A 26,041-nucleotide genomic window follows, 5' to 3' on the forward strand; every position below is an offset into this window, starting at 1 on the left:
GCCGGCGTTGCGCCGGCCGATGATGTCAGCCCGTTTCCAGGTCGGGCGTCGCGTCGCCCGGCTGCCGCGACATGCGCCGGGCGATCTTCTCCTCGCTGGGCACCTTGACGTCCCAGGCTAGTCCGAGCGCTTCCAGTGCGCGGATGAAGATAAAGCCGGGATCGAACTCGAACCAGCGCAGGCCGAAGGCCGCGGAATACGGAAAGGCATGGTGATTGTTGTGCCAGCCCTCGCCCCAGGCGAGCCAGGCCATCACGCCGAGATTCCTGCTGCTGTCGTCACGGGTGACGAAGGGCTGCGCGCCAAAGCTGTGCATGACGGAGTTGATGGCGGACATGGTCTGCTCGACCACGAACATGCGCACCACGCCGCCCCAGAGCAAGCCGGTCAGCGCGCCCCACAGGCTCATGGTGGCAAGGCCGCCGATCGCGGCCGGCAGCACCAAGCCGAGACCGACCCAAGTGTAATAGTAGCTGTTGACGGCAACCAGCCTGCGATCCGCCATCAGATCCGGGACATAGTGCGCGACGTTGGGATAATCGTGCGCGATCATCCAGGTCAGGTGCGCGTGCAGGAAGCCGCGCAGGCGGCCGAACGGGCCGTCGCCATGCAGCCGCGGCGAATGCAGATCGCCATCGTGATCAGACAATTCGTGATGCCGGCGGTGCATTGCCGCCCAGGACAGCATGGGACCGCGGCCTGCCATCGATCCCATCACGGTCAGGATCGCGCTCATTGCCGTAGAGGTCGCGAAGGCGCGGTGGGTGAAGAGGCGGTGATAGCCGACGGTGAGGCCGAGGCCGGTGACCAGCCAGAAGCCGAAGAACAGGCCGAGCTCCATCGCGCCGATCGGGCGGGAGAACAGAAGGGCCAGCGCCACCAGCGTGCCGGCCAAGGGCAAAACGTCGAAAAGGATGAAATGCCGCCGCTGCAGCCGATGAAAATGCCGGCTGCGGATAATGCGGTGATCGCGTTTCTGTTGCACGTCGGGATTCCAGGGCAGCTTCCATGAGTACATACCCGCCGGGCGAGCGCAACCCAAGCCACCGCCCAAGGTTTCAACAGGCGCGAAAGCCTATAGAATGGACGCGCCGCGCCGAAATGCGTTCAGATTCGGCCTTTTTCCGCTTGTTCTGCGAGCCACCATGCCATCCCGTGCTGCGACAATCTTGACCGTGCTGTTACTTCTCATTGCGGGAAAGGCCATGGGATTTGATTCGGGATTTGATTCGGGATTTGACCTCGAGGCCCATCGCGGCGGGCGGGCACTGTTGCCGGAAAACACTCTTCCGGCCTTCGCCAATGCGCTGTCGATGGGCGTGGGCACGCTGGAGCTCGACGTCGGCATTTCCGCCGACGGCGAGGTCGTCGTCTCGCATGAGCGCGGGCTCAATCCCGATCTGGCGCGGGATGCGAGCGGCACCTATGTCGCCCCGCCCGCCACGCCTTTCGCAAGATTGCGTTTCGCCGAGGTCAGGACCTACGACGTCGGCCAGATCCGGCCAGACAGCCCTTACGCCAAGCAATTCCCCGACCAGCGCGCCGTACCCGGGACACGCATTCCGACCTTGAGCGAGCTGTTCACGCTGGTGCGCAAATCCGGCAACACGCGCGTGCGGTTCAACATCGAGACCAAGATCGATCCGAACCATCCGGACGAGACGCTCGATCCGCAAACTTTCGTCACCAAGCTGCTTGCGCTGATCGAATCCGAAAAATTCTCCGACCGCGTCATGATCCAGTCGTTCGACTGGCGAACTCTGCAGCTCGTCCAGCAGCGGGCACCGAAGATGCCGACGGTGTACCTGACGCTCCAGCGCGGCTCGGGCCGGACGGTGGCGCTGGACAAGGCGACCAACTGGACCGCGGGATTCAGCCCGGCCGACCACGGTTGGCTCGCTGCCGCGAACGATCAAGGCTGCGGGCGGCGCGATCTGGTCGCCCTATTTCGGCGATGTGACCGCGGCGCTCGTCTCGGAGGCGCACGGCCTCGGGCTGCGCGTCGTGGTCTGGACCGTCAACAAGCCCGAAGACATGGCGCGCATGATCGAGATCGGCGTCGACGGCATCATCTCCGACAGGCCCGACCTGCTGCGACAGGTCGCAGGCGAGAAGGGAATTGCGTTGCCCGCGGGGACACCGGTGGAGCCGTAGAAGGGGCCCCTACTCCCCGTCCCGCAAACGCCGATACAGCGCGCCCAGAATATTGGAGTAATCGTCGGTCCAGACCCGCACCCTGTCGTCAGCTTCGGTCTGCTCCCAAACTTTCGACGATGCGAGCCTGCCGACATCTTCCTCCTCGCGGGCGGAGATGACGACGTCGGTCGAGAAGATGTAGTCACCATCGCGGCCGGAATCCTCGTTGTAGACCCAGCTCTTGAGATCGTTGGCGTCGGCGATGCCGACCACGACGGTCTCGAGATCGAGGTGCCGGTTGGAGACGTGCATCACCACGGCGCCGTGCGGAGCGAGCTTGTCCTTGTAGATCTTCATCGCCTCTTCGGTCGCAAGATGGATCGGGATGGCATCCGACGAATAGGCATCGACGATAATGAGATCGTAGGCGCCGTCGGGCTCCTTCGCGAAGGTGAGGCGGGCATCGCCGATCACCGGCTTCAAATCCGGCAGGCAGCTCGAGATATAGCGGAAATTCTTCGGATCACGGGCGGCATCGACCATGGACTGGTCGATCTCGAAGAATGTCCAGCTCTCGCCGGGCTCGGCGGCGCAGGCGAGCGTGCCCGATCCGACGCCGATCGCGGCGACCTTCAGCGGCGCGCCCTTGCGTTCCCGGATCGCGCTGACGGCCTGACCGATGCCGCCGTCCTTGTGATAATAGGTGATCGGTTCGGGCCGCCCGGTGACCGGCGTGCCGTCATTGTTGAGGAAGCGCTCGGCGCCGTGGATCGTGGTGCCGTGCATCAAGACGTGGAAATAGCCGCCGGGCGTCACCACGATCTTATGCACGCCGAAGAAGCTGCGCACCGTGGTGACGCGGCCTTCGTCCGCCGGATAAATGCGGATCAGTGCCAGCGCGAGCGCGACGGTGGCGAAGATCTTCCAGCGGCCGGCGTTGACCGCCAGGACCAGCAGCGCGGCGAGCACGCCGATGCTGCCGGCCACCCAGACGCGGTGATCCTCGAACCAGGCCGACAGCCCCCCCGTCGTAATGGACGGCACAACGAGCACGACGGCGAGCGCGGCCAGCGCCAGCCAGTACCATTTGACGATGCCCGCCAGCCGCTCGCTCGCGGGCGGCCGGCACAGCGCGGCAAGCGCAACCAGGATCGGATATTCGGCGATCCAGGAGAAGGTAAAGGGCGCAACGAGCCCTGCAAACAAGCCGCCGACCATGCCGCCGAACGACAGCGCGACGTAGAATCCGGTGAGATATTTGGCGGCCGGCCGGGTCCGCGCCAGTTCGCCGTGGCAGGCCATGGCGATGACGAAGAAGCACAATTGATGGCCGCCAAGCGTCAGCAGCAGGTTCTGTTCGCCGCCGAACGCCAGCAGGAAGACAACGCCCGCGATCGCGACCGGCTGGAGCATCAGCATCCATTTGTGCGGCAGCAGCGGCCGCGACTGGAACACCACCACCCAGGTCAGGAGGTACAGCGACAGCGGCAGCACCCACAGCAATGGCGCCGCCGCAACGTCGGTCGAGATGTGCGCGGTGACGGCGATGAGCAGGCCGGACGGCACTCCGGCGAGAAAGATCCAGCGCAGCCGCGTCAGGAAACCCGGGGCCGGAGCATTCAGATCCTCGGTTCGCGCATTGACGATTGCCAACTTCGGCGAGCGCAATAACAGCACACCGCATGCGGCGATCAGGAGGATCAGAATGCCATAACCGCCGGTCCAGAGCCGGTTCTGCGTGTGCAGCGTGAACATCGGCTCCAGCAGGAACGGATAGGATAGCAGGGCGAGGAAGCTACCGATGTTGGAGGACGCGTAGAGGAAATATGGATCGTGTCCGGCAGGATGCCCGGTGCGGACGAACCAGGCCTGCAACAACGGATTGTTGGCGGCGAGCGCGAAGAACGGCAACCCGATCGAGATCACGAACAGGCCGAGCAGCCAGATCGCGTAGCCCGAAGCAGGCGGATCGCCATAGGCGGAGGCGATGCCGAGCGGCAGCGTGACGAACGCCGTAATCAGCAGCAGGAGATGCACCACCACCGGAACGATGCGGTTCCTCACCTGCATCAACAAATGCGCATAGGCGTAGCCCGCCAGCAGCAGCGACTGGAAGAACACCATCGCCACCGACCACACCGCCGGCGAGCCGCCGAGCCGCGGCAGCACCATTTTCGTGAACAGCGGCTGCACCGAGAACAGCAGTAGCGCGCTGACGAAGATCGCGGCGGTGTAGACCGTCAGCAGCAGCCGGTTGCGTGACGAGGACGGCTGCTCCGTGGCGGCGGGTTGCACGATCGAATCCATGGAAGCTCCAGCAAGAACGTTTTCCAGCGAAATGGGCACCGGTTCGCGCGCGAAAACGCGTCGGATTACTCCTCCGGCGGGCGCCGGACGCGCGCAATGGAGCACACGGCGCCTGAACGGGCAATAAAGGGTCTCGTGATGTTGCAGCGGAGAATGCTTGATATACAGATGTCATTCCGAACCTGGTCGTTCAGACCGTCCCGGAATGAATGTGGAACAGCTTGACTCCTTCATGATCGAAACCGACGTCATCATCATCGGCGCTGGCCATAACGGCCTGACCTGCGCGGCCTATCTCGCGATGGCCGGCTTGCGCGTGCACGTGGTCGAGCGCCGCAAGGTGGTCGGCGGGGCCGCGGTCACGGAGGAGTTTCATCCGGGCTTCCGCAATTCGGTCGCGGCCTACACCGTGAGCCTGCTCAATCCGCAGGTGACCCGTGACCTCAAGCTGGCCGAGCAGGGCCTGCGGGTCGTCGAGCGGCGCGCGCAGAATTTCCTGCCCGCGCCCGACGGCAGTTATCTCCTCACTGGCGAAGGACGGACGAAGGCGTCCGTCGCACGGCTGAGCGCCCATGACGCAAACGCGCTCGACGGATTTTCGCGCGAGTTGGAGGATATCGCCGACGTGCTCAGGCAATTCGTGCTGCGCGCGCCGCCCAACATGCTCGACGGTTTCGGCGCGCCTGCGATCCGCGAGGCCGTGAATGCATTCCAGAGCGCCAACATCCTGCGTGGGCTGTCGCTGGAGCAGAGCCGCAATCTGCTCGATCTCTTCACCCGCTCGGCCGGCGAGATGCTGGACGAACGTTTCGAGCACGATCTGGTCAAGGCGCTGTTCGGCTTCGACGCCATTGTCGGCAACTACGCCAGCCCCTACGCCGCGGGCTCGGCCTATGTGATGCTGCATCACGCCTTCGGCGAGGTGAACGGCAAGAAGGGTGTCTGGGGCCACGCCATCGGCGGCATGGGCGCGATCACGCAAGCCATGGCGCGCGCCGCGCGCGACCGCGGCGTTGTGATCGACACCGATGCGGGCGTGCGCGAGGTCATCGTCGAGCGCGACCGCGCGGTCGGCGTGGCGCTGGAGAACGGGACGACCATCCGCGCGAAATATGTCGCGGCCAGCGTCAATCCGAAGCTGCTCTATACGCGGCTGATCGCCGCCGATGCCCTGCCCCAAAACTTCCTCGACCGCATCCGGCACTGGAAGAACGGCTCCGGTACCTTCCGCATGAACGTGGCGCTGGACCGTCTGCCCTCCTTCACGGTGCTGCCCGGCGACGGCGATCATCTCACCTCGGGTATCATCCTGGCTCCGAGCCTCGGCTACATGGACCGCGCCTTTCTCGATGCCCGCGCGCACGGCTGGAGCCGAGAGCCTGTCGTGGAAATGCTGATCCCCTCGACGCTCGACGACACGCTCGCGCCCGCAGGGCAACATGTCGCGAGCCTGTTCTGCCAGCATGTCGCGCCGGAGCTTCCCGATGGAAAGTCGTGGGACGACCATCGCGACGAGGTGGCCGACCTCATGATCGCGACGGTGGACAAATACGCGCCGGGTTTTGCGACAAGCGTGCTCGGCCGCCAGATCCTGTCACCGCTCGACCTTGAACGGCAGTTCGGCTTGTTGGGAGGCGACATATTCCACGGCGCGCTGACGCTGAACCAGCTGTTCTCGGCGCGGCCGATGCTGGGCCACGCCGATTATCGCGGGCCCCTGAAGGGCCTTTATCACTGCGGCTCCGGCGCCCACCCCGGCGGCGGCGTCACCGGGGCCCCCGGTCACAACGCCGCGCAGGCGATCCTGAGGGATCACCGCTCGCTGTTCGGAAGCCGTGGATAGGTCTGTGGACAAGCTGTTGGTAACGCTGTGAAAGGGCGGTAGTGTCTCAGTTTGAAATTTCATCGGCTTCGCGCTTCTTGTAGCGACCGCGAACGGCCGGGACCGGGTTGGCGGCATCGATCAGCGCGACCAAGTCCGTCATCTTCATAACCCGGTCGATCAAGCCAGCAGCCATTGCCGGGGTAGCGCCAAGCGTCTTGTGGACGCGGCAGAAGTTGTAGAACACGAAATAGAGCGCCAGCGCGTGGCAGTGGTTCTCAAACTTCTTGCTGAACGCATTAGTCGGACGGGTGAACCGGCGCATTGACATGCGCATGGTGAGGTTCTGGCGCTCGATAAAGGACGTATTGATGAGGTCTGGGTCCGGGTTGCCCATGATCGGGGGCTTAACCGCGCCGATGCACTTGGGCAGGCTGTAGCGGCCAGCGTCAGCATAGTCGGTCGCGAAAATCTTGTTCAACATCGCATAGTCCGCGTCAAAATCGACCTCTGCCACGGCCTTGAGATAGGCCTTGTGGCCGTCCGTGGTGAACTGGACGCGGTTGGCAAGGCGGGCCTTCAAATCCCCCATGAAGGCAATACCGGTGTGCTGGCTGCGGTCGCCAACGTGCCATGACACGATCAGTTTGGAGTCGGCGTCCAGCGCCGTCCACGTCCAGACGTCGCCAGCGCCCTCAGGGGCGGCCTTGGCGAACTTGACGTTCTTCTGCTTGGCGTAGCTGAACGACCAAATCTCATCGCACTGGACGGCCTTGGCGGTTACGCCGCGCACCGTAACGTCGAGGAAGCGCGCACAAGCCAGCCCGGCGTCAATCAGAAGCTTAGAGACGGTATTGATTGAGACGCCCGTTACTCGCGAGATCGACCGCATGGACGACCCCTCGCAGAGCATCTGGAGGATTTGAACGCGGGTCTGGGCCGGGAGCTTGTTCATGCCCCATCCAACCCGAAATATTTCGTCATTGTCAAGCACATAGTTCAGTTTAAGCCATTGCATTAAACCGACTTGAACGATATAAGAATCAATGCTATACGGCTCGGATGGATATTGTGTTCGCAGACCCAATACTTGCGCTGATCGAGACGGACGAAGCCGGGCAAACGCGGCTCCCCGTTCCGGTCATCAAGTCGGCTCGGCGGAAACTAACCGTCATCCGCTCCGCGCCGGATGATCGTGCGCTGAGGAACTGGAAAAGCCTGCACTACGAAAAACTGAAGGGGGATCGTGATGGCTATCGGTCAGTCCGGGTCAATGAAAAATACTGGATCGTGTTCTCGCTCGACGAAACCACTAGGCCGCCCACCGTCACGATAGTTGCAATTGAGGATTATCACTGATGGCACAGATCAAAATCGCATCCGTGGACCATCCGGGCACGTTCATTGCTGAAGAGCTTGAGGCCCGTGGATGGTCCCAGACGGATTTGGCATACATCCTTGATATGAAGGTGCAGCAGCTCAACCCGCTGCTTAATGGCAAGGCCAACATCACTCCGGATTTGGCCGCCGCTCTTGGCGATGCCTTCGACATGCCCGCAGAGTTTTTTGCAAACTTGCAGAAGCTTTACGAGCTTAATCGGGTCAAGCCGGTCGATCCAGGGGTGAGAACTCGCGCGGCTTGGGCCGCATGGTTTCCAGTCCGGGAAATGATAAATCGCGGATGGATCGAGGAGACCGAGCCTAGCCTACTTGATGTTCAGATGCTCCGGTTTTTCAATAAGAATCGAGTAGAGGATATCCCCTTCATTGGGTCGGGCGGCGTGCCCGCGCACGCTTCTAAGAAAAGCAGCGCGTATGGTGAGCCGACGGCAATCCAGTATGCATGGCTGCATCGGGTGATGACAATTGCGAAAATGCAAGAAGCTCCTCCGTACTCCGAGGAGAACCTTAGGAAGAATCTCGGACGCATTAGAGCGCACCTTCTCGATAAGGAGGATTTGATTCGCATTCCTGAAATTCTTCGAGCGTGCGGCGTTCGCTTCTCGCTGGTTGAGGCGCTGTCTAAGTCAAAGATTGATGGCGTGTGCGTATGGATTGACGGTCAGCCAGCTATCGGAATGACCACCCGTCTTGACCGATTGGATAACTTCGCTTTCGTTCTTCGCCATGAAATTGAACACGTTCTACAAGGTGACGGCAGGGAGGAAACTTTCGCGCCAGTCGATGAGCTAGACGCCTCCGATGTTGCGGGGGCAACAGACAAGCCGAAGGAGGAGGTCAGGGCAAATGATGCGGCGGCTGAGTTTTGTATCCCAAAGGCGCAGTTACATTCGTTCCTCGCGAGGAAAGGCCAATACATCTCAGAACAGGATGTCATTGGATTTGCCGCAAGGCTTGAAATTCATCCGGCCATCGTGGTCGGGCAAATCCAGCATAGGCGTCAAAACTATGCATGGCTGCGCAAATATCAAACCAGCATTCGAGACTACCTGATGGATTGGGAATTCATTGATGGTTGGGACCGAAAATTCCCAACCGGACTCTAGGAGGCCAGAATGGCTAGTAATTTTGATCAGCAGTTATTCGATGCGTGGAATGAGTACGAGGCATTCACTGGCGAACCAGCCAACAATCCAGACGACTTTCTTGTCTGGGCCTTGGAGACTAAAAAGCTCGCACCCGGCCCGCAAGACATTCGCAAAATCTTCCGCAGAGCCATCGGGCGGGTGTTGAGGCAGGCTACCCGCATGGATGATGCGGGCTTTTCCTATCGCGCGAAACAGAGCCTGATTCTAATGGACGAGAGCGGACGCCAGTACCGTATGGTGTTCGATACGGATAGCGGTGGAACGCCGAACCTTCGTCAGAAGGCGACCCGTCAACGGCGGGATGCGGTTGCAAGCGACGTTTACCGAGCCGTCTGCGATGTCGAACACATGAACAAGACGTTCCCAGACGAACCGCAATTGAACTTCTGGTTGGACTTCGCGGAAGATGTTGCAGAGCGGCGCGCCGCTGATCTATTGAATCGCGACAAGGACGACGACGAGGACGACCAGGACGAGGCGGCTTAATGGCGCGAGGACCCAAGGGCGAAAAGCGTCCGGGCGACGTTATAGGGGCCGCAATCATGGTCGGCCGCATTGCCACGGGCGAGATCGAGGAACCTACCGGCAAGGCTCCCAACCGCGCCAAGGGTGGGCGCAAGGGCGCCAAGGCCCGCGCCCGGGTGCTGAGCCCTCAGGAGCGTTCCGAAATAGCCAGAGCCGCCGCTACCGCCCGTTGGAAGAAAAGCTAGCGGTAAGCTTCGCAAGGGAGGTGGGTATATGGTGTTGCTACGTTATGTGTTGCTCTGCGCAACATCGGCGGTGCTGGCCTTTATTACGTATGGGCTGCTTTACGTCAGGGAAATGACCGATATAGATCGGTGGTCAGGTATCGTCGCCTTCATTCTGCTCTTGTTCAATTTCGCTTACATCTACCTTAGCTCGCCAACACAGCGAGCAGCAGAAAGCCCTTGATTTCAAACTGAGACACTAGCGAAAGGGCGGTGGGTTGCCCGTCTCGGCCCGCCGGGCCAAGCCGGGCACAAGTCGGTGGAAAATCTGGGGATGAGTACCGGATAAGGCCGTGGACAATGTCCGGAGAACGAGCGGATAGCCGGTGGGCATCTCCTTCGAAACCCAGTCCCCAAAACGACTTCGCCCGCCAGGGGCAATACCCCGACGGGCGCTGGTCGAAAACAGTCTTATGAAAAAGTAACGCCGCTGAAAAATGGGAGGCGGAAATTACTTCAAGGAGGTGCTAATCGAAGTGAACTTCTCGTTCATCGTAGTACCCAGGCTGTTCACCACCGTGATGATCGCCAGCGCGATACCGGCTGCGATCAGGCCGTACTCGATTGCGGTTGCACCCGAATCGTCGGACCAGAACTTCAAAATCATGCGCTTCAAGTTTCGCCTCCATCTCCTTTTCAAGCTGTGTTGGTTGGCCCCAACATCCGGAAGTATACGGAGCACAACCTGCGGTCGGGTTAACCCCAAGATTGCAAGTTGTGCGAAAAATTGGGAACAAAAGTTCCAAAAATTGAACCGGACGGAACCCTAGGGATGCAGCCCTCCCCCACCCATCGCGCCAGCTTTTCGATCGGCAGCGAGATCGCCGCCAAGCGTGTTGTGGACGTGCTCAACGAGGTGTTTTTCGAGGGCGATGCGGCGGTCGCCGCCTTCGAGCAGCCGAACGGACAATGGGACGTCGCGCTGCATTTCGCAGACGCGCCGGACCAGGCATGGCTGCGCGAACTCGTTGCAACCTCAGCAGGAAACGAGTTCGCGGCAACGCTCGCCTTCGACACGATCGAGGCCAAGGACTGGGTCAAGGCGAGCCTGGAAGATCTCGTCCCGGTGCCGGCCGGGCGCTTCGTCGTTCACGGCAGCCACGACCGCGACCGCGTGACGCCAAACAAGCTCGCCATCGAGATCGAGGCGGCCCTCGCCTTCGGCACCGGCCATCACGGCACAACGCGCGGCTGTTTACTGTTGCTTGACCATGTCCTCAAGAGTTCCCGACCAAGGAACCTGCTCGACCTCGGCACCGGGACCGGCGTGCTGGGAATAGCGGCGGCGAAGGCGCTGCATCGCGCCGTGCTGGCCTCCGACATCGACCGCGGCCTCGGTAAGGGTAGCAGCCGAGAACGCCTCCTTGAATGAGGTTGGTCACCACGTGCGGCTGATCTGCGCCACCGGCTTCGCCGCGCCTGATTTTGGCAGATACGGCCCGTTCGACCTGGTGCTGGCCAACATCCTTGCCAACCCGTTACGGCAATTGGCGGGCCCGATGACGGGCCACCTCGCGCCCGGCGGACGCGTCATCCTCTCCGGCCTGTTGACACCCCAAGCCCCCGCCGTGATCGCCGCCTACCGCGCGCGCGGCCTCGTGCCGTTGAAGCATTTGCGGATCGAAGGGTGGAGCAGCCTGTTGCTGCGGAAGCTTTCGTAGGGTGGGTTAGCGCTGCGTTCGACGCTGCGCTACTTCGCAGGCTTCTCGTCACTGCGCGTCGATGCGCGCAACGCCCGCTTTGCGCGGCGTTCGGCGAATCGATTGATCATCTGGCTAAGGAGGCCGCGCGGCTTCTTCGGTGTCGCCGCAGTCGGGGCGCGGCGCACCGGCGGCGGAATCTTCTCAAACGTGAACGCTGGCATCGTGTGTCCCCTCGCCGTTGAGATGAACCACTTGCTCGAATTTCCCTGTTATCCGGACGAAGCGCACTGCTGCATCCCGTACTCCATCCAATTCGAATGGAACTTGTTCAAGCACAGTCCATGCCAGATGCGGCCTCGAATGCGTCTACATTGCGGACTGATCGTCATGATCCTAAAGTGATCCACCATGTTCGAAGCGCATTTCCAGACATTCGAGGAGCCCGAGGCCGGCGTCGCATTGACGGCCCGGCTGGCCATGCTCCGTGAAGAGCTCGCCCGCCGCAAGCTGACCGGCTTCGTGATCCCGCGCGCCGATCAGCAGCAAAATGAGTATGTGCCGCCCTCGGAAGAGCGTCTGGCCTGGCTGACCGGTTTTACGGGCTCAGCGGGCTTGGCGGTGGCGCTGACGCACGAGGCCGCATTGTTCGTCGATGGCCGCTACACGATCCAGGCGGCCAAGCAGGTCGATCCAAGGGCCTGGGCCGTGGAATCCCTGATCGATCCGCCGCCGGAAAGCTGGGTATCGGCACACCTGAAGGCAGGTGACCGCCTCGGATTTGATCCGTGGCTGCACACTTTTGCGGCAGCCGAGCGTTTGTCCGCCGCCTGCGCCAAGGCCGGCGCCGAGCTGGTCGCCGTCGACAGCAATCCGGTCGATGCGATCTGGCAGGACCGGCCGCAGCCGCCGATTGCGCCGGTCGCGGTACACGGGATGCAACATGCCGGCGTTACTGAAGCCGAGAAGCTGACGCAGATCAGGAGTGAGATCGGCAAGCTCGGCGCCGAGGCGCTGGTGCTGTCCGACAGCCATGCCGTGGCCTGGACCTTCAACATCCGCGGCGCCGACGTCGCGCATACGCCGCTGCCGCTGTCCTATGCGCTGGTGCCGAAGGACGGACGGCCGACCATCTTCATCGACCACCGCAAGCTCTCCAATCTGACCCGCGACCATCTCGAGCAGTCCGCCGACGTGCGCGAGCCCGACGCGATGGCGCCGACGCTAATGGCGCTCGCCAAGAGCGGTGCATCGATCGCACTCGACAATGCGACTGCGGCCGACGCCCTCAGCCGGCTGATCACGGGCGCCGGCGGCAAGCCGGTGCGCGGCAGCGATCCGATTGCGCTGCTCAAGGCGGTCAAGAACGCGACAGAGATCAAGGGCACGCAGACCGCGCACCGGCGCGACGCCGTGGCGCTGGCGCGCTTCCTCGCCTTCATCGACCGCGAGGCGGCAAGCGGCAAGCTCACCGAGATCGACGCGGTCGAGGCGCTGGAAACATTCCGCCGCGACACCGGCGCGCTGAAGGACGTGTCATTCCCGACCATATCAGGCACGGGCCCGAACGGTGCCATCGTGCACTACCGCGTCACCCGCAAAAGCAACCGGCGGATCGTCCCCGGCGATCTCCTGCTGATCGATTCCGGCGCGCAATATGAAGACGGCACCACCGACGTCACCCGCACCATGGCGGTCGGCGACCCCACCGGCGAGATGCGCGACCGCTTCACGCGCGTGCTGCGCGGACACATCGCGATCGCACGCGCGATCTTTCCCGACGGCACCACCGGCGCGCAGCTCGACACACTCGCGCGACAATATCTCTGGGCCGCCGGCGTCGATTTCGAGCATGGCACCGGCCACGGCGTCGGCAGCTATCTCTCGGTGCACGAAGGACCGGCGAGGATTTCGAAGCTCGGCACCACACCGCTGAAGCGCGGCATGATCCTGTCCAACGAGCCCGGCTACTACAAGACCGACGGTTTCGGCATCCGCATCGAGAACCTCGAACTGGTGGTCGAAGCCGACATCAAGGGCGCGGAGAAATCGATGAACGCGTTCGAGACTCTGACCCTGGCGCCGATCGACCGCCGGCTGATCGATGTGGCGATGCTGGGCAAGGACGAGCTCGACTGGCTCAATGCCTACCACGCGCGTGTGAGGGCCGAGGTCCGGCCGGCGCTGGACGAGGCGACCAAGGCCTGGCTCGATCAAGCGACGGCGGAACTAAAGGCGTAAGCACGCCGTCCCGAAGCCGCATGGCACCACGCGATTTGCGCAAGGCTGCTTTCGCAACGGACTCTCATTCTGGCGCGAACCGCGCCCAATTCGTCGCCATCGCGCTCTTATCATAACCGTCCCGGAATTCGTATAGCCGCATTCCGAAACGCCGATATCCGTCTTGCGCGAGCACGCTACAGTCCGATTCGAATTTCCACGAGACGGACACGCATGCACGGCATGATCAGCAAGCCGCCGGAAACGGCGAAGAACATCGCGACCTCGCGCCTGGTGTTGCTGCTGCTCGTCGTCATGACCGGGATCGCGCCGATCTCGCTCTATATGCTGGTTCCGGCGCTGCCGGTGCTGGCGACAACATTTGGCAGCGACATCTCGGTCGCGCAGATGACGGTGTCGCTCTACATGGTCGGCATCGCGCTGTCGCAACTCATCATGGGCCCGCTGTCGGACCGGTTCGGGCGGCGCCCGGTGCTGCTCGGAGGACTGGCGCTGATGGTGGTCGCCAGCATCGCCTGCATCTTCGCGGAAACCCTGCCGCAGCTGATCGCCGCGCGCTTCTTCCAGGCGCTGGGCGGCGCCGCCGGCATGGTGGTGAGCCGCGCCATCATCCGCGACATCTACGCGCGCGACCGCGTCGCCTCGATGATCAGCCTCGTGGTCGCGGCGCTGATGATCGGACAGATGGTCTCCCCGCTCACCGGCGGCCTGATCGAGACCGCATTCGGCTGGCGCGCGATCTTCTACGTCATCACCATCGCCGCGATCATTGTCGCCGTCGGCATCGCGGTCGCGCTCCCGGAGACGCGCCGCACCCGCGCCGCCAGCGGGGGGTTTCGCGGCGACGTCGGCATTCTCATTCGCAACCGCGCCTTCGTCGGCTACGTGATGTGCCAGGTGCTGGCCTCGCAGATCATCTTCACCTTCGCCGGCGGCGGTCCCTACATCGTGGTGACGCAGATGGGCAGGACCAGCGCCGAATACGGCGCGTGGTTTGCAACGACGGGCTTTGCGTATCTCGTCGGCAATCTGCTCTGCGTGCGCTTCGCGCCCAGGCATTCGCTGGAGAAGTTGATCTGGTTCGGCCTCGCGCTCCAGCTTTGCGGCAGCCTTTTGAACCTGCTCTGGAGCTTCACAGGCTGGAACGAGGCGCCGGCATGGCTGTTCGGCACGCAGATGATCGTGATGGCCGGCAATGCCTTCGTGATGGCGAACTCGGCCGCGGGCGCGATCAGCATCCGCCCGGAGGCCGCGGGTACCGCATCAGGCGCGATGGGCTTCCTCCAGCAAGGCATCGGCGCGCTGATGTCGCAGTTCGGCGCCTATCTCGGCGGCCATTCCGCGACCACGCTGCCGCTCACTTCCGCCGTGCTGGCAATCTCTCTGCTCTGCGCCTGCACGATGATCTTCCTCGTCCCCCGCCGCGAGGTGGTGGTGAGCGAGACCTTGATCGAGCAGGCGGAGGAGGAAGAGAGCGGGATGATGTGAGGGGGCGGTATGCCGCCTCCCCGTCATTGCGAGCGAAGCGAAGCAATCCAGAATCTTTCCGCGTTGACAGTCTGGATTGCTTCGCTTCGCTCGCAATGACGAAAGAAAACCTCACTCCCCGATCAGCGTCAACCACTCGTCCTCGGTCAGCACCTTGACACCATGCTTGTTGGCTTCCGCGAGCTTCGAACCCGCTCCGGGGCCGGCGACGACGAAATCGGTTTTCTTGGACACCGATCCGGACACCTTTGCACCTAACCGCTCAGCGGTGGCTTTGGCCTCGTCGCGTGTCATCTTCTCCAGCGAGCCCGTGAACACCACGGTCTTGCCGGCGACGGCGGAGTTGCTCTTCGGCTTCTCGGCGTCGATGATCTCGACCTCCTTGGTGAGCCGCTCGACGATGCCGCGATTGTGGCTCTCGCCGAAATAATCCGCGATGCTCTTGATCACGGTCTCTCCGATCTGGTCGAGCGCATCCATCTCGGCCATCGCCTCCTCGTCGCCCTTGGCGACCTTGAGGCTGGCATCGTGGAAAGCGTCCCAGGAGCCGTAGCCGCGCGCCAGCGCCAGCCCTGTGGTCTCGCCGATATGGCGCATGCCGAGCGCGTAGATAAAGCGCTCCAGTGCAATCTTCCGACGGCTCTCGATCGCGCCAAACAGATTTCGCACCGAGGTTTCGCCGTAACCCTCGATGTCTTCCAGCTTGAGTTTTGCGTTGCGTTTTTCCAGCGTGAAGATGTCGGCCGGCTCCTTCACAAAGCCCTCGTCGAAGAAGTACTGGAGCTGCTTCTCGCCAAGACCGTCGATGTCGAAGGCGCGGCGCGACACGAACAGCTTCAGATGCTCGATCTTCTGATAGGGGCAGGCGAACTCGCCGGTGCAGCGAGCGCGTGAGCCCTCCTCTCCCGCCGCCGTCTCCTCGCGCGTGACATCGGTGTGCAACGGGCAGGGGCACTTCTTCGGAAACTGGAATTCCTTGGCAGCCTTCGGCCGCTTATCTAGGACGACGTCGACCACCTGCGGGATGACGTCGCCGGCGCGCTGGATCACGACGGTATCGCCGATCCTGATGTCGCGGCCCTCGCGCAGCACCTCGCCCTTGTTGCCGATGCCCTTGATGTAGTCCTCGTTGTGCAGCGTGACGTTCTGCACGATCACGCCGCCGACGCCGACCGGTTCGAGCTTGCCCACCGGCGTGAACGAGCCGGTGCGGCCAACCTGGATCTCGATGTCGCGCAGCACCGTCATGGCGCGCTCGGCCGGGAATTTGTGCGCGATGCCCCAGCGCGGCGTGCGCGAGACGAAGCCGAGCCGTTCCTGCCAGTCGATGCGATCGACCTTGTAGACGACGCCGTCGATGTCGTAGTCGAGTTTCGCGCGCTGCTCCTCGATCGAATGATGGAAAGCGAGCAGCTCCTCGACGGAGTGACAGAGCCTGGTCAGCGGGTTGGTCTTGAAGCCGCAGCGCTCGAACCAGTGGATCATGCCGCTCTGCGTGCCCTCCGGCATCGCGCTCATCTCGCCCCAGGCATAGGCGAAGAAGCCGAGGGGGCGCGAGGCGGTGATGGTCGGATCCTTCTGCCGGAGCGAGCCCGCGGCCGAGTTGCGCGGATTGGCGAAGATGGTGCTGCCTTCAGCCTTCTGCCGCTCGTTGAGCGCGAGGAAGGCCTTCTTGGTCATGTAGACCTCGCCGCGCACCTCGCAGATTTCGGGGACGTTGCGGCCCTTCAGCCTCTCGGGCACGTCTTCGAGCGTGCGGATGTTGGCGGTGACGTCCTCGCCTACCGCGCCGTCGCCGCGAGTCGCCGCGGTGACGAGTTCACCGCCCTCATAGCGCAGCGACATCGAGAGGCCGTCGATCTTCGGCTCGGCGGAGAAATCGATCTTGTCGTCGTCGAGCTTCAGGAAGCGCACGATCCGGCCGACGAAGTCGCGCAGATCCTCTTCTGCAAAGGCGTTGTCGAGCGACAGCATGGGGACGGCATGCCGCACCTTCTTGAAGCGGCCTGACGGTGCAGCACCGACTTTCTGCGACGGCGAGTCCGCGCTGACGAATTCCGGAAAGCGCTTCTCGATCGCGTTGAAGCGCTGGCGTAGTGCGTCATACTCGGCATCGGTGACGGTAGGCGCGTCGTCCTGGTAGTAGCGTTCGTTATGCCCCTCGATCTCGAGCGCGAGCCGCATGTGCTCGACCTTGGCCTGCGCCTTGGTGAGGTCGGCGACATCGGGAAGCGGTTTGGATTTTGCTGCTCTGGCCATGGTGCTTGGATACGACGGAGCGGGCGGGAGGGTAAAGGCGGTTACAGTTTCGTACCCCGGACATAACGTTCTGGGTCCCGGCTCGCGCTTCCGCGCGTCCGGGACACGGGGCCTACGCCGTCGCCGCCTTGAGCAGCCGGTCGGCGGCAGCCCTCGCCTCGGCGGTGATCTCGGCGCCGGCGAGCATGCGGGCGATTTCCTCGCGGCGGTGGTCGGCGGCCAGAGCATTGACGCGGGTGGCGACGCGCTTGCCCTTGTCCAGCGCGTCCTTCGAGATCAGCAAATGCTGGTCGGCCCGGGCGGCGACCTGCGGGGCGTGGGTGACGGCCATCACCTGGACCTTGCCGGCGAGCCGCGCCAGGCGCCCGCCGATGGCGTCCGCGACCGCGCCTCCGACGCCGGTGTCGATCTCATCGAATACCAGGGTCGGCGCCGAGCCGCGGTCGGACAGAACGACCTTGAGCGCCAGCAGGAAGCGCGACAGCTCGCCGCCGGAGGCGACCTTCATCATCGGCCCTGGCTTGGTGCCCGGGTTGGTCTGCACCCAGAACTCGACGCGGTCGAACCCTTGCGGACCCGGCGTGGCCTCGTCGGTCTGGACCTGGGTCATGAACTTTGCGCGTTCGAGCTTGAGCGGCGCGAGTTCGGCATTGACGGCCTTGTTGAGCTTTTCGGACGATTTCTGCCGCGCCATCGACAGTTTCTTGGCGGCGGCGGCATAGCGGGCGTCGGCTTCGATCGCGGCCTGCTCCAGCTCTTTCAGCCTCGAGGCGCCGGCATCGATCAGCACGATTTCCGCGGCATATCTGGCGGCAAGCGCGGCAAGCCCGTCGACCGGCGTCGAATGTTTGCGAGACGCTGCACGCAAGGCGAAGAGCCGCTCCTCGATGCGTTCGAGTTCCGAAGGATCGAAGTCCGTCGCGGCCAAGGCAGCCTGGAGATGCTGGTCGGCCTCTTCCAGCGCGTTGATCGCGATGTCGATCGCCTTCACCGCCGGCTCGACCAGTGCTGGCGAACTGGCGCCGCGGCGCTCCAACCGGCGTACCGCGGCCGACAGGGTCGCGACCGGCGAATGGTGGCCGCCGACCGCTTCCTGCGCTTCGCGCAGGTCGGAGGCGATCTTCTCGCCCTGCATCATGGTCGTGCGGCGGGAAGCCAGCGAGGTCTCCTCGCCGTCCCTGGGCGCGAGCTGCTTCAATTCGTCTGAGGCGTGGCGGAGGTAGTCCGCTTCGCGCGCGGCGCGCTCCATGCCGGCGCGATGTTCCTCCAGCGCGGTGTTGGCGGTGCGACGTGCATCCCAGAGCGCTTCGACGGCCGAGACATCTTTTTCGAGACCGGCGAAGGCGTCGAGCAGGCGGCGGTGGGTGGCGGCGTCGACCAGGGCGCGCTCGTCGTGCTGGCCGTGGATCTCGACCAGGGCGGCGCCGACCGCCTTCAGCGTCTGCACGCTGATCGACTGGTCGTTGATGAAAGCGCGGGTGCGGCCGTCGGCGAACTGGACCCGGCGGAGAATCATCTCGCCGGTATCCTCCAGCCCGTTCTCCGCGAGGATCTTCGCGGCGGGGTGATTTTTGGGGATATCGAACACGGCAGTGACCTGCCCCTGCTCCGCGCCGTGGCGCACGAGGCCGGCGTCGCCGCGGCCGCCGAGCGCCAACGCAAAGGCATCGAGCAGGATGGATTTGCCCGCACCGGTCTCGCCGGTCAAAACCGCGAGGCCCGTTGCGAATTCGATATCGAGCCGTTCGATCAGGACGATGTCACGGATCGACAGACGCGCGAGCATGGAATTCTATTTCCTAGCCGAGGCCCATTTTCTTGAAGGTCTTGCTAATCCAGGACCCCTGATTCTCGCTCGGTTCGAGACCACCGGATTTTACAAGATTATAGGCGTCCTTGTACCAGCGGCTGTCAGGAAAATTGTGCCCGAGCACGGCGGCGGCCGTCTGGGCCTCGCCGACGATGCCGATCGCCATATAGGCCTCGGTCAGGCGGTACAGCGCCTCCTCCACATGGCGGGTGGTCTGGTACTGCGTCACCACGGCCTTGTAGCGGTTGATCGCCGCTGTGTAATCGCGCTTCTGCGCGTAGTAGCGGCCGACATTCATTTCCTTGCCGGCGAGCTGGTCGCGCGCACCCTCGATCTTGGCCTTGGCCGAGGTCGCATATTCGGATGTCGGATATTTGCGCACCACCTCTTCCAGCGAGGCGATCGCCTTCTCGGTGCGGGTCTGGTCGCGGCTGATGTCCGGGATCTGGTCGTAATGCGAGGCGGCGATCAGGTATTGCGCATAGGCCGCATCCGGGCTGCCGGGATGCAGCGTGACGTAGCGGGTGGCCGCGCCGATGCAGCTGTCATAGTCGCCGGCCTGATAGGACGAATAGGCGGACATCAGCAGCGATTTGCGGGCCCAGTCGGAATAAGGATGCTGGCGGTCGACCTCTTCGAACTTCTTGTTCGCCGCCTTCATGTCCTTCTTCTCGTTCATGAGGTACAGGCCCTCATTGTAGATCTTGTCGGCGGGCTCCTCGACGAAGGTGTCGTCCTTGGCGGTGAACTTGTCCCAAAGCGCGCCGGTGCCGCAGCCGCCCAGCGGCAGCGCGAGTACGAAGAAGGTGGCAGCCTTGAGCGATCCACGGACTCGAGACGAGACCTGGAGATATCCGCGCGTCATACGCTGTGCCGACATGAGTATTGCCCGTGACGCCCTATGGTGCGGTGTCCGCCAGCCCATGAACCGCGTCATGGGCGCGAAAAGTAGCCGTGGTGCCTGCCATGCGACTACGCCGGTGTAACCGAAAAACGATCTTGAACCAACCGGATAGGCAGGCATTTCGCCCGGATTAAGGCGAACGCGCCGCGATCCTAGCCGATCATCGTTACCAGGAGTTTCCCGGGGTCGGCGGGTACAAGTGGCCGCGACGAGAGGTCCGTCAGGCCAGGTCTTTCTTCAGGAAACGTCCGGCCCGTAGGCCGCGGCGATCCGGCCGCCGACGATGCCACGACCGACTTCGCCCATGGGACGCGCGGTGGTGCGGCGGGCCGCCTCGCCCTCGACCACCCGCCAGGCGGTCCGGTCGGCGAGCAGCGCGGTCAGGACGGCGTGGTTGAGCTTGTGGCCGCCACGGACCGAGCGATAGGCGCCAAGCAGCGGCAGACCGGCCAGCGCGAGGTCGCCGATCACGTCCAACACCTTGTGGCGGGGGGCGCATTCGTCGGCGTAGCGGAGGCCTTCGGTGTTGAGCAGCCGCTCCTCGTCGAACACGACGGTGTTGTCGAAGGAGGCGCCGAGCGCATAGCCGGCGCTCCAGAGCCGCGCGACGTCGCACATCAGACCGAAAGTCCGGGCCCGGCCGACTTCGCGGCGGAAACGTTCCGGGTTGAGGTCGAAGGCGTAGCTCTGCTGGCCGATGACAGGATTGGTGAAGTCGATCTCGACCTCGGCGCGGAACCCGTTGGCGTAGGGCCTGATCTCGCCGAAGGAATCGCCGACCTTGACCGAGATCGGCTTCAAAACCTGAATGAAGCGGCGCTGTGCCGATTGGGTCACGATGCCGGCCTGATCGATCGCTGCAATGAAGGCCGCGGCGCTGCCGTCCATGATCGGCACTTCCGGCCCGTCGATCTCGATAATGGCGTTGTCGACGCCCATGCCCCGCAGCGCAGCAAGTACATGCTCGGCGGTGGAAACCAGCGGGCCGCTGCGCGATCGCCGAGGACGGTGGCGAAATCGGTCGCGATCACCTGCTCGGCGGTCGCCTGAACTTCGCGGTCACTTCCCTCGAGCCCTGTGCGGACAAAAATAAAACCCGCGTCGACAGAAGCGGGCCCAAGCGTGAGAGTGACGGGAAGACCGGAATGAACGCCGACGCCTGCCACGGAGGCTTGCGCACGAAGCGTTGTTTGCCGGCTAAATTTCATCAGGAACCGCCCCACTACGACCATCGCGACTTATACTGAACCCGACTAACCGGCCAAGGCCGCCCGCGCCGAATCCGTATCCCCAAGTCACGGCAAACCATAGTCACTGCCTCAAACAGCGCCAACTCACGCTTTTTTACCGATTGTTACCCCAAACCTGCCGTATTCGCGCCAAGGCTTAACCAAATTAGAGCGAGGTTCGGGACCGTTATCGGCAGTTTTACTGAACCATCGAATACGTAATTAATGATTTAAAATCAGCTGCTTGGCGACGCAATCCGGATATGTACCGGACAAAAGCAAAGGTCCCGGCAAGCTTCCCGCCGGGACCTTTTTTCGTCTGCCTTATTGTAACAATCCTCAGGTCGCCTGCCGCCGCAGGAAGGCCGGGATATCAAGATGGTCGTCTCCCTGTGGCGCCGGGGCAACAGGCGCGGGACGGCCATGCATGTCCAGGCCCTGCGGCGCGGGACGGCGGGCATACTCGGACACCGGCTCGCTGGACGCGATTTGCTGCGCCACGGTCTTCTGGGTCCGGCGATCGGGCAGCGGCGGCATCGCGGGACCGGCGGTACGGGCCGCGATCGGCGCCTCGCTCTCCTCGTCGCGACGGCCTAGGCCGACATTGGCGAGGCGCTGGAGCAGCGACAGGCGGGTCTTCTGCGGGGTCTCTTCTTCAAGCTCGCCGCGGGCCTGGCGAAGCTCGGCCTGGGCCGGCATCGGCAGTTCTTCGATACGCGGCATCCGCGGTGTGCGGACCGGCGCACGCTCCGCCTGCGGCGGGATGAAGGTTTCCGGCGTCATCTGCTCATGCATGGCCATCGGCGCCTGCTCAGGCTCCGGGAACAGCGTGGGCTTCTGCGCGATCGGGCGCACGGTGACGTCGCCATAGGTCTGCATCGGGGCGGGAGCCTGCGGCACGTCCGCAACGGCGGCAGCGATGGCGGCGAGCGCAGCGCGCTCGACGTTCGCACGCGGAGCCATGGGAGCGGCGGCAAACTGGCCCGGTGCGGCGCCCGGGATCTGCGTTTCCAGCTTCTGGGCGCGCTCGGCCATGCGCTGATTGTCGGCGCGCAACCGCGCGGTCAGATCGGCGAGGCGGCTCTCGGCAACCGCGGCCGGAGCAGCGGGAGCCTGCGGTGCCTGCGGTGCCGCGTTCGCGACGGGAGCGCTGGTGGCCTGGCTGTTGCGGGCGATCGCGGCCTGTTCGATGCCGGTGGCGACGACCGAGACGCGGATCAGGCCGTCGAGCGCTTCGTCGAAGGTTGCGCCGACGATGATGTTGGCGTCCTGGTCGACTTCCTCGCGGATGCGGGTCGCAGCTTCGTCGACCTCGAACAGGGTGAGATCCTTGCCGCCAGTGATGGAGATGAGGAGGCCCTTGGCGCCCTTCATCGAGCTATCGTCGATCAGCGGGTTGGCGATCGCGGCTTCAGCGGCGGTCAGCGCGCGCTTGTCGCCGGAGGCTTCGCCCGTGCCCATCATCGCCTTGCCCATTTCCTTCATCACCGCTCTCACGTCGGCGAAGTCGAGGTTGATCAGGCCTTCCTTGACCATCAGATCGGTGATGCAGGCAACGCCGGAATAGAGCACCTGGTCGGCCATCGCGAAGGCGTCGGCGAAGGTGGTCTTCTCGTTGGCGACCCGGAACAGGTTCTGGTTCGGGATGATCAGGAGCGTATCGACGACCTTGTGCAGCTCGTTGATGCCCGCTTCCGCAGTGCGCATGCGGCGGCCGCCCTCGAAGTGGAAGGGCTTGGTCACGACGCCGACGGTAAGGATGCCCATCTCGCGGGCGATCTTGGCGATCACGGGAGCCGCACCGGTGCCGGTGCCGCCGCCCATGCCGGCGGTGACGAACACCATGTTGGCGCCCGAGAGATGGTCGCGGAGTTCGTCCATCACCTCTTCGGCCGCGGCCGCGCCGACGACCGGCTGCGAGCCTGCGCCCAATCCTTGCGTCGCCGCCGTGCCCATCTGCACGATGCGCTGCGCCTTCGACATCGTCAGCGCCTGCGCGTCGGTGTTGGCGACGACGAAGTCGACGCCCTGAAGGCCCGCCGTGATCATGTTGTTGACGGCGTTACCACCGGCGCCGCCGACGCCGAACACGGTGATGCGGGGCTTCAGTTCGTGAATATCAGGAGCATTGATGCTGATGGTCATGTTTGCCTCTCGATCACGCGCGCGTGGGTTCGCCCCGGCCGACGGCCGCGGGAGTTGGTGAAATTCGAAGATTGCGGAACCGGTTCATCAGAAGCCCTCGCGTAGCCATCGTCCGACCTTTCCAAAATAGCCGCCTGTCCCTGTCTTGACCTGCTGCCGCGTATGCCGCGGTTCGACATGTTCCTGGTGAACATATTGCGGGTAGACGAGAAGTCCGGCGGGCACCGCGAACGCGGCGTTCTTCGCCTCGTTGGGCAGCCGGCCGAATCCGAGCGGACGTCCGACCCGCACGGGCCGGCCGAGAATCTGCGTTCCGAGTTCGACGAGGCCCGTGAGCTGCGAGGCCCCGCCGGAGAGCACGACGCGGCCGTTGGGCTCCGAGGCGAAGGGCGAATCCTTCAGCTTGTCCCGAACCATTTCGAAGACTTCCTCGGCACGGTGCTTGACGATATTGGCGATGGTAGCGCGGGAGACGATCTGCGGCAGATCCTGTTCGTCACCGGCTGTCGGTACAGACATCAGCTCACGCGAGTCCGATCCGCCGGTGATGACGGTCCCGTATAACGTCTTGATTCGCTCGGCATCGGCAATGGTCGCGGAGAGTCCGCGCGCCAGATCCATCGTGATATGTTGCCCGCCGACCGCAAAACCCGCGGCATGCACGAACCGGCCGCCGGAATAGACCGCGATCGTTGTCGTGCCCGCGCCCATCTCGACGACGGCCGCGCCCAGATCGGCCTCGTCGTCGGTCAGCACCGACAGGCCGGCCACATAGGGGCTCGCCGCCATGGCTTCGACGTTGATGTGGCAGCGTTCGACCGCCAGCATCAGGTTGCGCGCCACGGTGGCGTCGCAGGTGACGACGTTCATGTCGACGCCGAACTGATGCGCGACCATGCCGCGGGGATCGCGGATGCCTTTGACGCCGTCGAGCGTGTAGCCGACCGGCAGCGCGTGCAGCACCGTGCGGCCTTCGCCGGTGGCGTGGCGCATGCCGGTGGAGGTGACGCGGCTGACATCGGCCGGCGTCACGGCGCCACCGCGGATGTCGGCCGCAGCTTCGACCAGTTGGCCGGAGAGCCGGCCGCCGGAGACCGACAGCAACACGGACTCGACCCGCACCTTGGCCATTTTCTCCGCAAGCCCGACGGCCTGGCGCACCGCCTGCTCGCATTCGCCTAGATCGACCACCGCGCCGGCCTTCATGCCGCGCGACTGGATCTGGCTGTAACCGATCAGTTCCACCGCATGGGTCCGATCGCGCAGGGCTTCGCTCGGCGCCGACGGCCTCAGCCGCGCGATCATGCAGGCGATCTTGCTGGTACCGATGTCGAGGCAGGCGACGAGGCCGCTGCGCTTGTGCGACATCGGGCGTGTCTTCGGCGTTTGGGTGCGATCAAGACCGGTCATGCGGCGTCCCCGGTCTTTTTCTTCTTCTTGTCCTTGAACAAATCTTCGCGCGCTTTGGCGGCGTCCTCGGACAGCTGCACCACAAGCCGATCGGGCAGGCGCAGGTCGACGGCGACGATGTCGCGGGAGAACAGCCTGTCCTCCTTGTCGAGCCTGGACAGCATCGCAAGCGCGTTGCCGACGTCCTGCTCGGGCAGTCGGATATCGAGGCCATCCTTGAGCCTCAGGTTCCAGCGCCGCTCGCCGACGAAGATCGCGGCCTTGGTGATCGAATTGACTTGCGGATAGCGCGCCAGCAGCGCGAGGAAATCGCGGGCCTGCGTATCGGCGCCCTTGCCGACCACGAGCGGCAGCGACAGGAACCGGCGCGAGACATAGGGCTCGAGCACGGCGCCGTCATCGGCGATGACGGAAAGCCGGCCGGCCTCCTGCCACAGCGCGAACGCCTTGCGCTCGGTGAGCTCGATCATGAGCTGGCCCGGATAGAGCTTCAGCACGGTCGCATCCGCGATCCAGGGATTGCCCTTGAGCTTGTCGCGCACGGCGTCGGCGTCGAGGAACAGCAGCGATGAGCGGCCGCTGACGCTGCCGATCGCCAGAATCTCATCCTGGCTGAGCTGCTTGCGGCCGTTGATCACGACGGAGGTGATGCGGAAGCCCGCGGAATTGGCCAGCGCGTTGCGGGTGTCGTTGACCGCGGTGATGAAATCCTGGAGATGGCCGCCCTTGACGATACCGAAGCCGCAGCTTCCGATCAGGAGCAGCACCGTCATGCTGATCCCGACCCGGCGCGGCATAAAGCGCTCGACCAGCGCGACCACGCGCGGCGGCGGCTCGCGCTCGACGACGGCTTTGGCCTTGGTCTTGTCCCTGGCGGCCGCGCGGGCGCCGTGAAGTCTTTCCTCGCGCTTGTCCTGCACCCACTCGCGCAGAAGCACGACCGCTCCGACAGCGGCCGCCTTCAGGTCAGCTTGGGGCCTCAGCGATCTGAAAAGCGACCGAGTGAGGCTTCCTGCTCCATCCATTGCACGAGCTCGTCAACAGTTTGCCCGCGACATCGCGCGGGTCCTGGCGAATATGACGTCTCGGACTTGCCGGGCCGGGTGCTGGTCTTCAGCAGAAGAAAACCTCTCCCCTTCAGAGCGTTCGCTGGAGGTGACAACACCCGCAACGGTCCACGCGCCGGCAGCCAAAGCGTCATATGCGCCGCCAGCGTTAACCTTCGGACGTCCTGGTAAACAAAAGGTAAAGTTCGTTAACGGCGAGAGCTTTTTGCCCAGGCCGGTGAGGCATTTATGCCGCAATGTCTGGCATTTTACCGGTTTTGGGTTCCAAAACCGGCCGTTTCGCCG

At 63.7% G+C, this 26,041-nt stretch carries 17 protein-coding genes and 3 pseudogenes; 8 read left to right on the forward strand and 12 right to left on the reverse strand.

The features are described from left to right. Window positions 1-25 precede the first annotated feature (25 nt). Window positions 26-985, reverse strand: coding sequence for an acyl-CoA desaturase (locus tag ACVWYI_RS31425; RefSeq protein ID WP_456664094.1), 960 nt, complete (start codon window positions 983-985; stop codon window positions 26-28). Window positions 986-1,145: 160 nt separating this feature from the next. Between ACVWYI_RS31425 and ACVWYI_RS31430 the strand changes: the two are divergent. Continuing rightward, window positions 1,146-2,154 (forward strand): annotated as a pseudogene (locus ACVWYI_RS31430) (glycerophosphodiester phosphodiesterase). A 9-nt stretch (window positions 2,155-2,163) separates the two neighbouring features. Here the strand turns inward: ACVWYI_RS31430 and ACVWYI_RS31435 are convergent. Then, complete coding sequence (locus ACVWYI_RS31435) at window positions 2,164-4,443, reverse strand: spermidine synthase (protein WP_456664095.1); 2,280 nt, start codon at window positions 4,441-4,443, stop codon at window positions 2,164-2,166. Window positions 4,444-4,654: 211 nt separating this feature from the next. On the opposite strand from ACVWYI_RS31435, the gene ACVWYI_RS31440 reads away from it, so the two are divergent. Continuing rightward, on the forward strand, window positions 4,655-6,286 hold the full coding sequence (locus tag ACVWYI_RS31440) for a phytoene desaturase family protein (RefSeq protein WP_456664096.1): 1,632 nt from the start codon (window positions 4,655-4,657) through the stop codon (window positions 6,284-6,286). A 46-nt stretch (window positions 6,287-6,332) separates the two neighbouring features. Here the strand turns inward: ACVWYI_RS31440 and ACVWYI_RS31445 are convergent, their stop codons facing one another. Next, window positions 6,333-7,220 carry an IS1 family transposase gene (locus ACVWYI_RS31445; RefSeq protein ID WP_456664097.1) on the reverse strand — a complete coding sequence of 296 codons (888 nt, stop codon included), beginning with the start codon at window positions 7,218-7,220 and terminating at the stop codon, window positions 6,333-6,335. A gap of 107 nt (window positions 7,221-7,327) precedes the next feature. Between ACVWYI_RS31445 and ACVWYI_RS31450 the strand changes: the two genes are divergently transcribed. From ACVWYI_RS31450 to ACVWYI_RS31460, 3 genes are read left to right on the forward strand one after another with little or no spacing between them, the layout of a single operon-like run. Then, complete coding sequence (locus ACVWYI_RS31450) at window positions 7,328-7,624, forward strand: type II toxin-antitoxin system RelE/ParE family toxin (RefSeq protein WP_456664098.1); 297 nt, start codon at window positions 7,328-7,330, stop codon at window positions 7,622-7,624. Beyond that, on the forward strand, window positions 7,624-8,772 hold the full coding sequence (locus tag ACVWYI_RS31455) for an ImmA/IrrE family metallo-endopeptidase (RefSeq protein ID WP_456664099.1): 1,149 nt from the start codon (window positions 7,624-7,626) through the stop codon (window positions 8,770-8,772). The genes ACVWYI_RS31450 and ACVWYI_RS31455 overlap by 1 nt, the downstream gene beginning before the upstream one ends. Window positions 8,773-8,781: 9 nt before the next feature. Next, window positions 8,782-9,300 carry a hypothetical protein gene (locus tag ACVWYI_RS31460; RefSeq protein WP_456664100.1) on the forward strand — a complete coding sequence of 173 codons (519 nt, stop codon included), beginning with the start codon at window positions 8,782-8,784 and terminating at the stop codon, window positions 9,298-9,300. 714 nt (window positions 9,301-10,014) lie between these two features. Here ACVWYI_RS31460 and ACVWYI_RS31465 read toward each other — a convergent pair. Then, on the reverse strand, window positions 10,015-10,170 hold the full coding sequence (locus ACVWYI_RS31465; RefSeq protein WP_456649783.1) for a Flp family type IVb pilin: 156 nt from the start codon (window positions 10,168-10,170) through the stop codon (window positions 10,015-10,017). Window positions 10,171-10,335: 165 nt separating this feature from the next. Here ACVWYI_RS31465 and ACVWYI_RS31470 point away from each other — a divergent pair. Continuing rightward, window positions 10,336-11,224: pseudogene (locus tag ACVWYI_RS31470) on the forward strand (50S ribosomal protein L11 methyltransferase). A gap of 29 nt (window positions 11,225-11,253) precedes the next feature. On the opposite strand, the gene ACVWYI_RS31475 reads toward ACVWYI_RS31470, so the two are convergent. After that, window positions 11,254-11,427: a hypothetical protein gene (locus ACVWYI_RS31475; RefSeq protein ID WP_456664101.1), complete on the reverse strand. Its 174-nt coding sequence runs from the start codon at window positions 11,425-11,427 to the stop codon at window positions 11,254-11,256. 187 nt (window positions 11,428-11,614) lie between these two features. Here ACVWYI_RS31475 and ACVWYI_RS31480 point away from each other — a divergent pair, with 187 nt between their 5' ends. Then, window positions 11,615-13,444 (forward strand): aminopeptidase P family protein, encoded by a 1,830-nt coding sequence (locus tag ACVWYI_RS31480; RefSeq protein WP_456664102.1) that lies wholly within the window; start codon window positions 11,615-11,617, stop codon window positions 13,442-13,444. Window positions 13,445-13,657: 213 nt separating this feature from the next. After that, the gene (locus ACVWYI_RS31485; RefSeq protein ID WP_456664103.1) at window positions 13,658-14,932 is read left to right on the forward strand and encodes a multidrug effflux MFS transporter; all 1,275 of its coding nucleotides are present in this window, start codon (window positions 13,658-13,660) and stop codon (window positions 14,930-14,932) included. A 111-nt stretch (window positions 14,933-15,043) separates the two neighbouring features. Here ACVWYI_RS31485 and ligA read toward each other — a convergent pair whose 3' ends face one another. The 7 genes and pseudogenes from ligA to ACVWYI_RS31520 form a co-directional block, all read right to left on the reverse strand. Next, window positions 15,044-17,191 (reverse strand): NAD-dependent DNA ligase LigA, encoded by a 2,148-nt coding sequence (ligA, locus tag ACVWYI_RS31490; RefSeq protein ID WP_456664104.1) that lies wholly within the window; start codon window positions 17,189-17,191, stop codon window positions 15,044-15,046. A gap of 112 nt (window positions 17,192-17,303) precedes the next feature. Then, a complete protein-coding gene (recN, locus tag ACVWYI_RS31495) occupies window positions 17,304-18,977 on the reverse strand; it encodes a DNA repair protein RecN (protein ID WP_456664105.1) in 1,674 nt (557 codons plus the stop codon). A gap of 13 nt (window positions 18,978-18,990) precedes the next feature. Next, entirely contained in the window at window positions 18,991-19,881 is an 891-nt protein-coding gene (locus tag ACVWYI_RS31500) for an outer membrane protein assembly factor BamD (protein ID WP_247347720.1), read from the reverse strand. A 261-nt stretch (window positions 19,882-20,142) separates the two neighbouring features. Next, window positions 20,143-21,113, reverse strand: a pseudogene (gene lpxC, locus ACVWYI_RS31505) (UDP-3-O-acyl-N-acetylglucosamine deacetylase). 360 nt (window positions 21,114-21,473) lie between these two features. Next, a complete protein-coding gene (gene ftsZ, locus ACVWYI_RS31510) occupies window positions 21,474-23,279 on the reverse strand; it encodes a cell division protein FtsZ (protein ID WP_456664106.1) in 1,806 nt (601 codons plus the stop codon). An 87-nt stretch (window positions 23,280-23,366) separates the two neighbouring features. After that, window positions 23,367-24,689, reverse strand: a complete 1,323-nt coding sequence (gene ftsA, locus ACVWYI_RS31515; protein ID WP_247347727.1) for a cell division protein FtsA — start codon at window positions 24,687-24,689, stop codon at window positions 23,367-23,369. Beyond that, a complete protein-coding gene (locus ACVWYI_RS31520; RefSeq protein WP_456664107.1) occupies window positions 24,686-25,714 on the reverse strand; it encodes a cell division protein FtsQ/DivIB in 1,029 nt (342 codons plus the stop codon). The genes ftsA and ACVWYI_RS31520 overlap by 4 nt, the downstream gene beginning before the upstream one ends. Between the last annotated feature and the right edge of the window lie 327 nt (window positions 25,715-26,041).

The sequence above is a fragment of the Bradyrhizobium sp. LB13.1 genome, from assembly GCF_054056815.1.

Excerpts from the sequence above, each read along its gene's own strand:
- ACVWYI_RS31445 (WP_456664097.1), bottom strand. The coding sequence starts at position 7,220 with ATGAACAAGCTCCCGGCCCAGACCCGCGTTCAAATCCTCCAGATGCTC.
- ACVWYI_RS31500 (WP_247347720.1), bottom strand. The coding sequence starts at position 19,881 with ATGTCGGCACAGCGTATGACGCGCGGATATCTCCAGGTCTCGTCTCGA.
- ACVWYI_RS31480 (WP_456664102.1), top strand. The coding sequence starts at position 11,615 with ATGTTCGAAGCGCATTTCCAGACATTCGAGGAGCCCGAGGCCGGCGTC.
- ftsZ (WP_456664106.1), bottom strand. The coding sequence starts at position 23,279 with ATGACCATCAGCATCAATGCTCCTGATATTCACGAACTGAAGCCCCGC.
- ACVWYI_RS31465 (WP_456649783.1), bottom strand. The coding sequence starts at position 10,170 with ATGATTTTGAAGTTCTGGTCCGACGATTCGGGTGCAACCGCAATCGAG.
- ACVWYI_RS31460 (WP_456664100.1), top strand. The coding sequence starts at position 8,782 with ATGGCTAGTAATTTTGATCAGCAGTTATTCGATGCGTGGAATGAGTAC.
- ACVWYI_RS31475 (WP_456664101.1), bottom strand. The coding sequence starts at position 11,427 with ATGCCAGCGTTCACGTTTGAGAAGATTCCGCCGCCGGTGCGCCGCGCC.
- ACVWYI_RS31455 (WP_456664099.1), top strand. The coding sequence starts at position 7,624 with ATGGCACAGATCAAAATCGCATCCGTGGACCATCCGGGCACGTTCATT.
- ligA (WP_456664104.1), bottom strand. The coding sequence starts at position 17,191 with ATGGCCAGAGCAGCAAAATCCAAACCGCTTCCCGATGTCGCCGACCTC.
- ftsA (WP_247347727.1), bottom strand. The coding sequence starts at position 24,689 with ATGACCGGTCTTGATCGCACCCAAACGCCGAAGACACGCCCGATGTCG.
- recN (WP_456664105.1), bottom strand. The coding sequence starts at position 18,977 with ATGCTCGCGCGTCTGTCGATCCGTGACATCGTCCTGATCGAACGGCTC.
- ACVWYI_RS31450 (WP_456664098.1), top strand. The coding sequence starts at position 7,328 with ATGGATATTGTGTTCGCAGACCCAATACTTGCGCTGATCGAGACGGAC.
- ACVWYI_RS31485 (WP_456664103.1), top strand. The coding sequence starts at position 13,658 with ATGCACGGCATGATCAGCAAGCCGCCGGAAACGGCGAAGAACATCGCG.
- ACVWYI_RS31435 (WP_456664095.1), bottom strand. The coding sequence starts at position 4,443 with ATGGATTCGATCGTGCAACCCGCCGCCACGGAGCAGCCGTCCTCGTCA.
- ACVWYI_RS31520 (WP_456664107.1), bottom strand. The coding sequence starts at position 25,714 with ATGGATGGAGCAGGAAGCCTCACTCGGTCGCTTTTCAGATCGCTGAGG.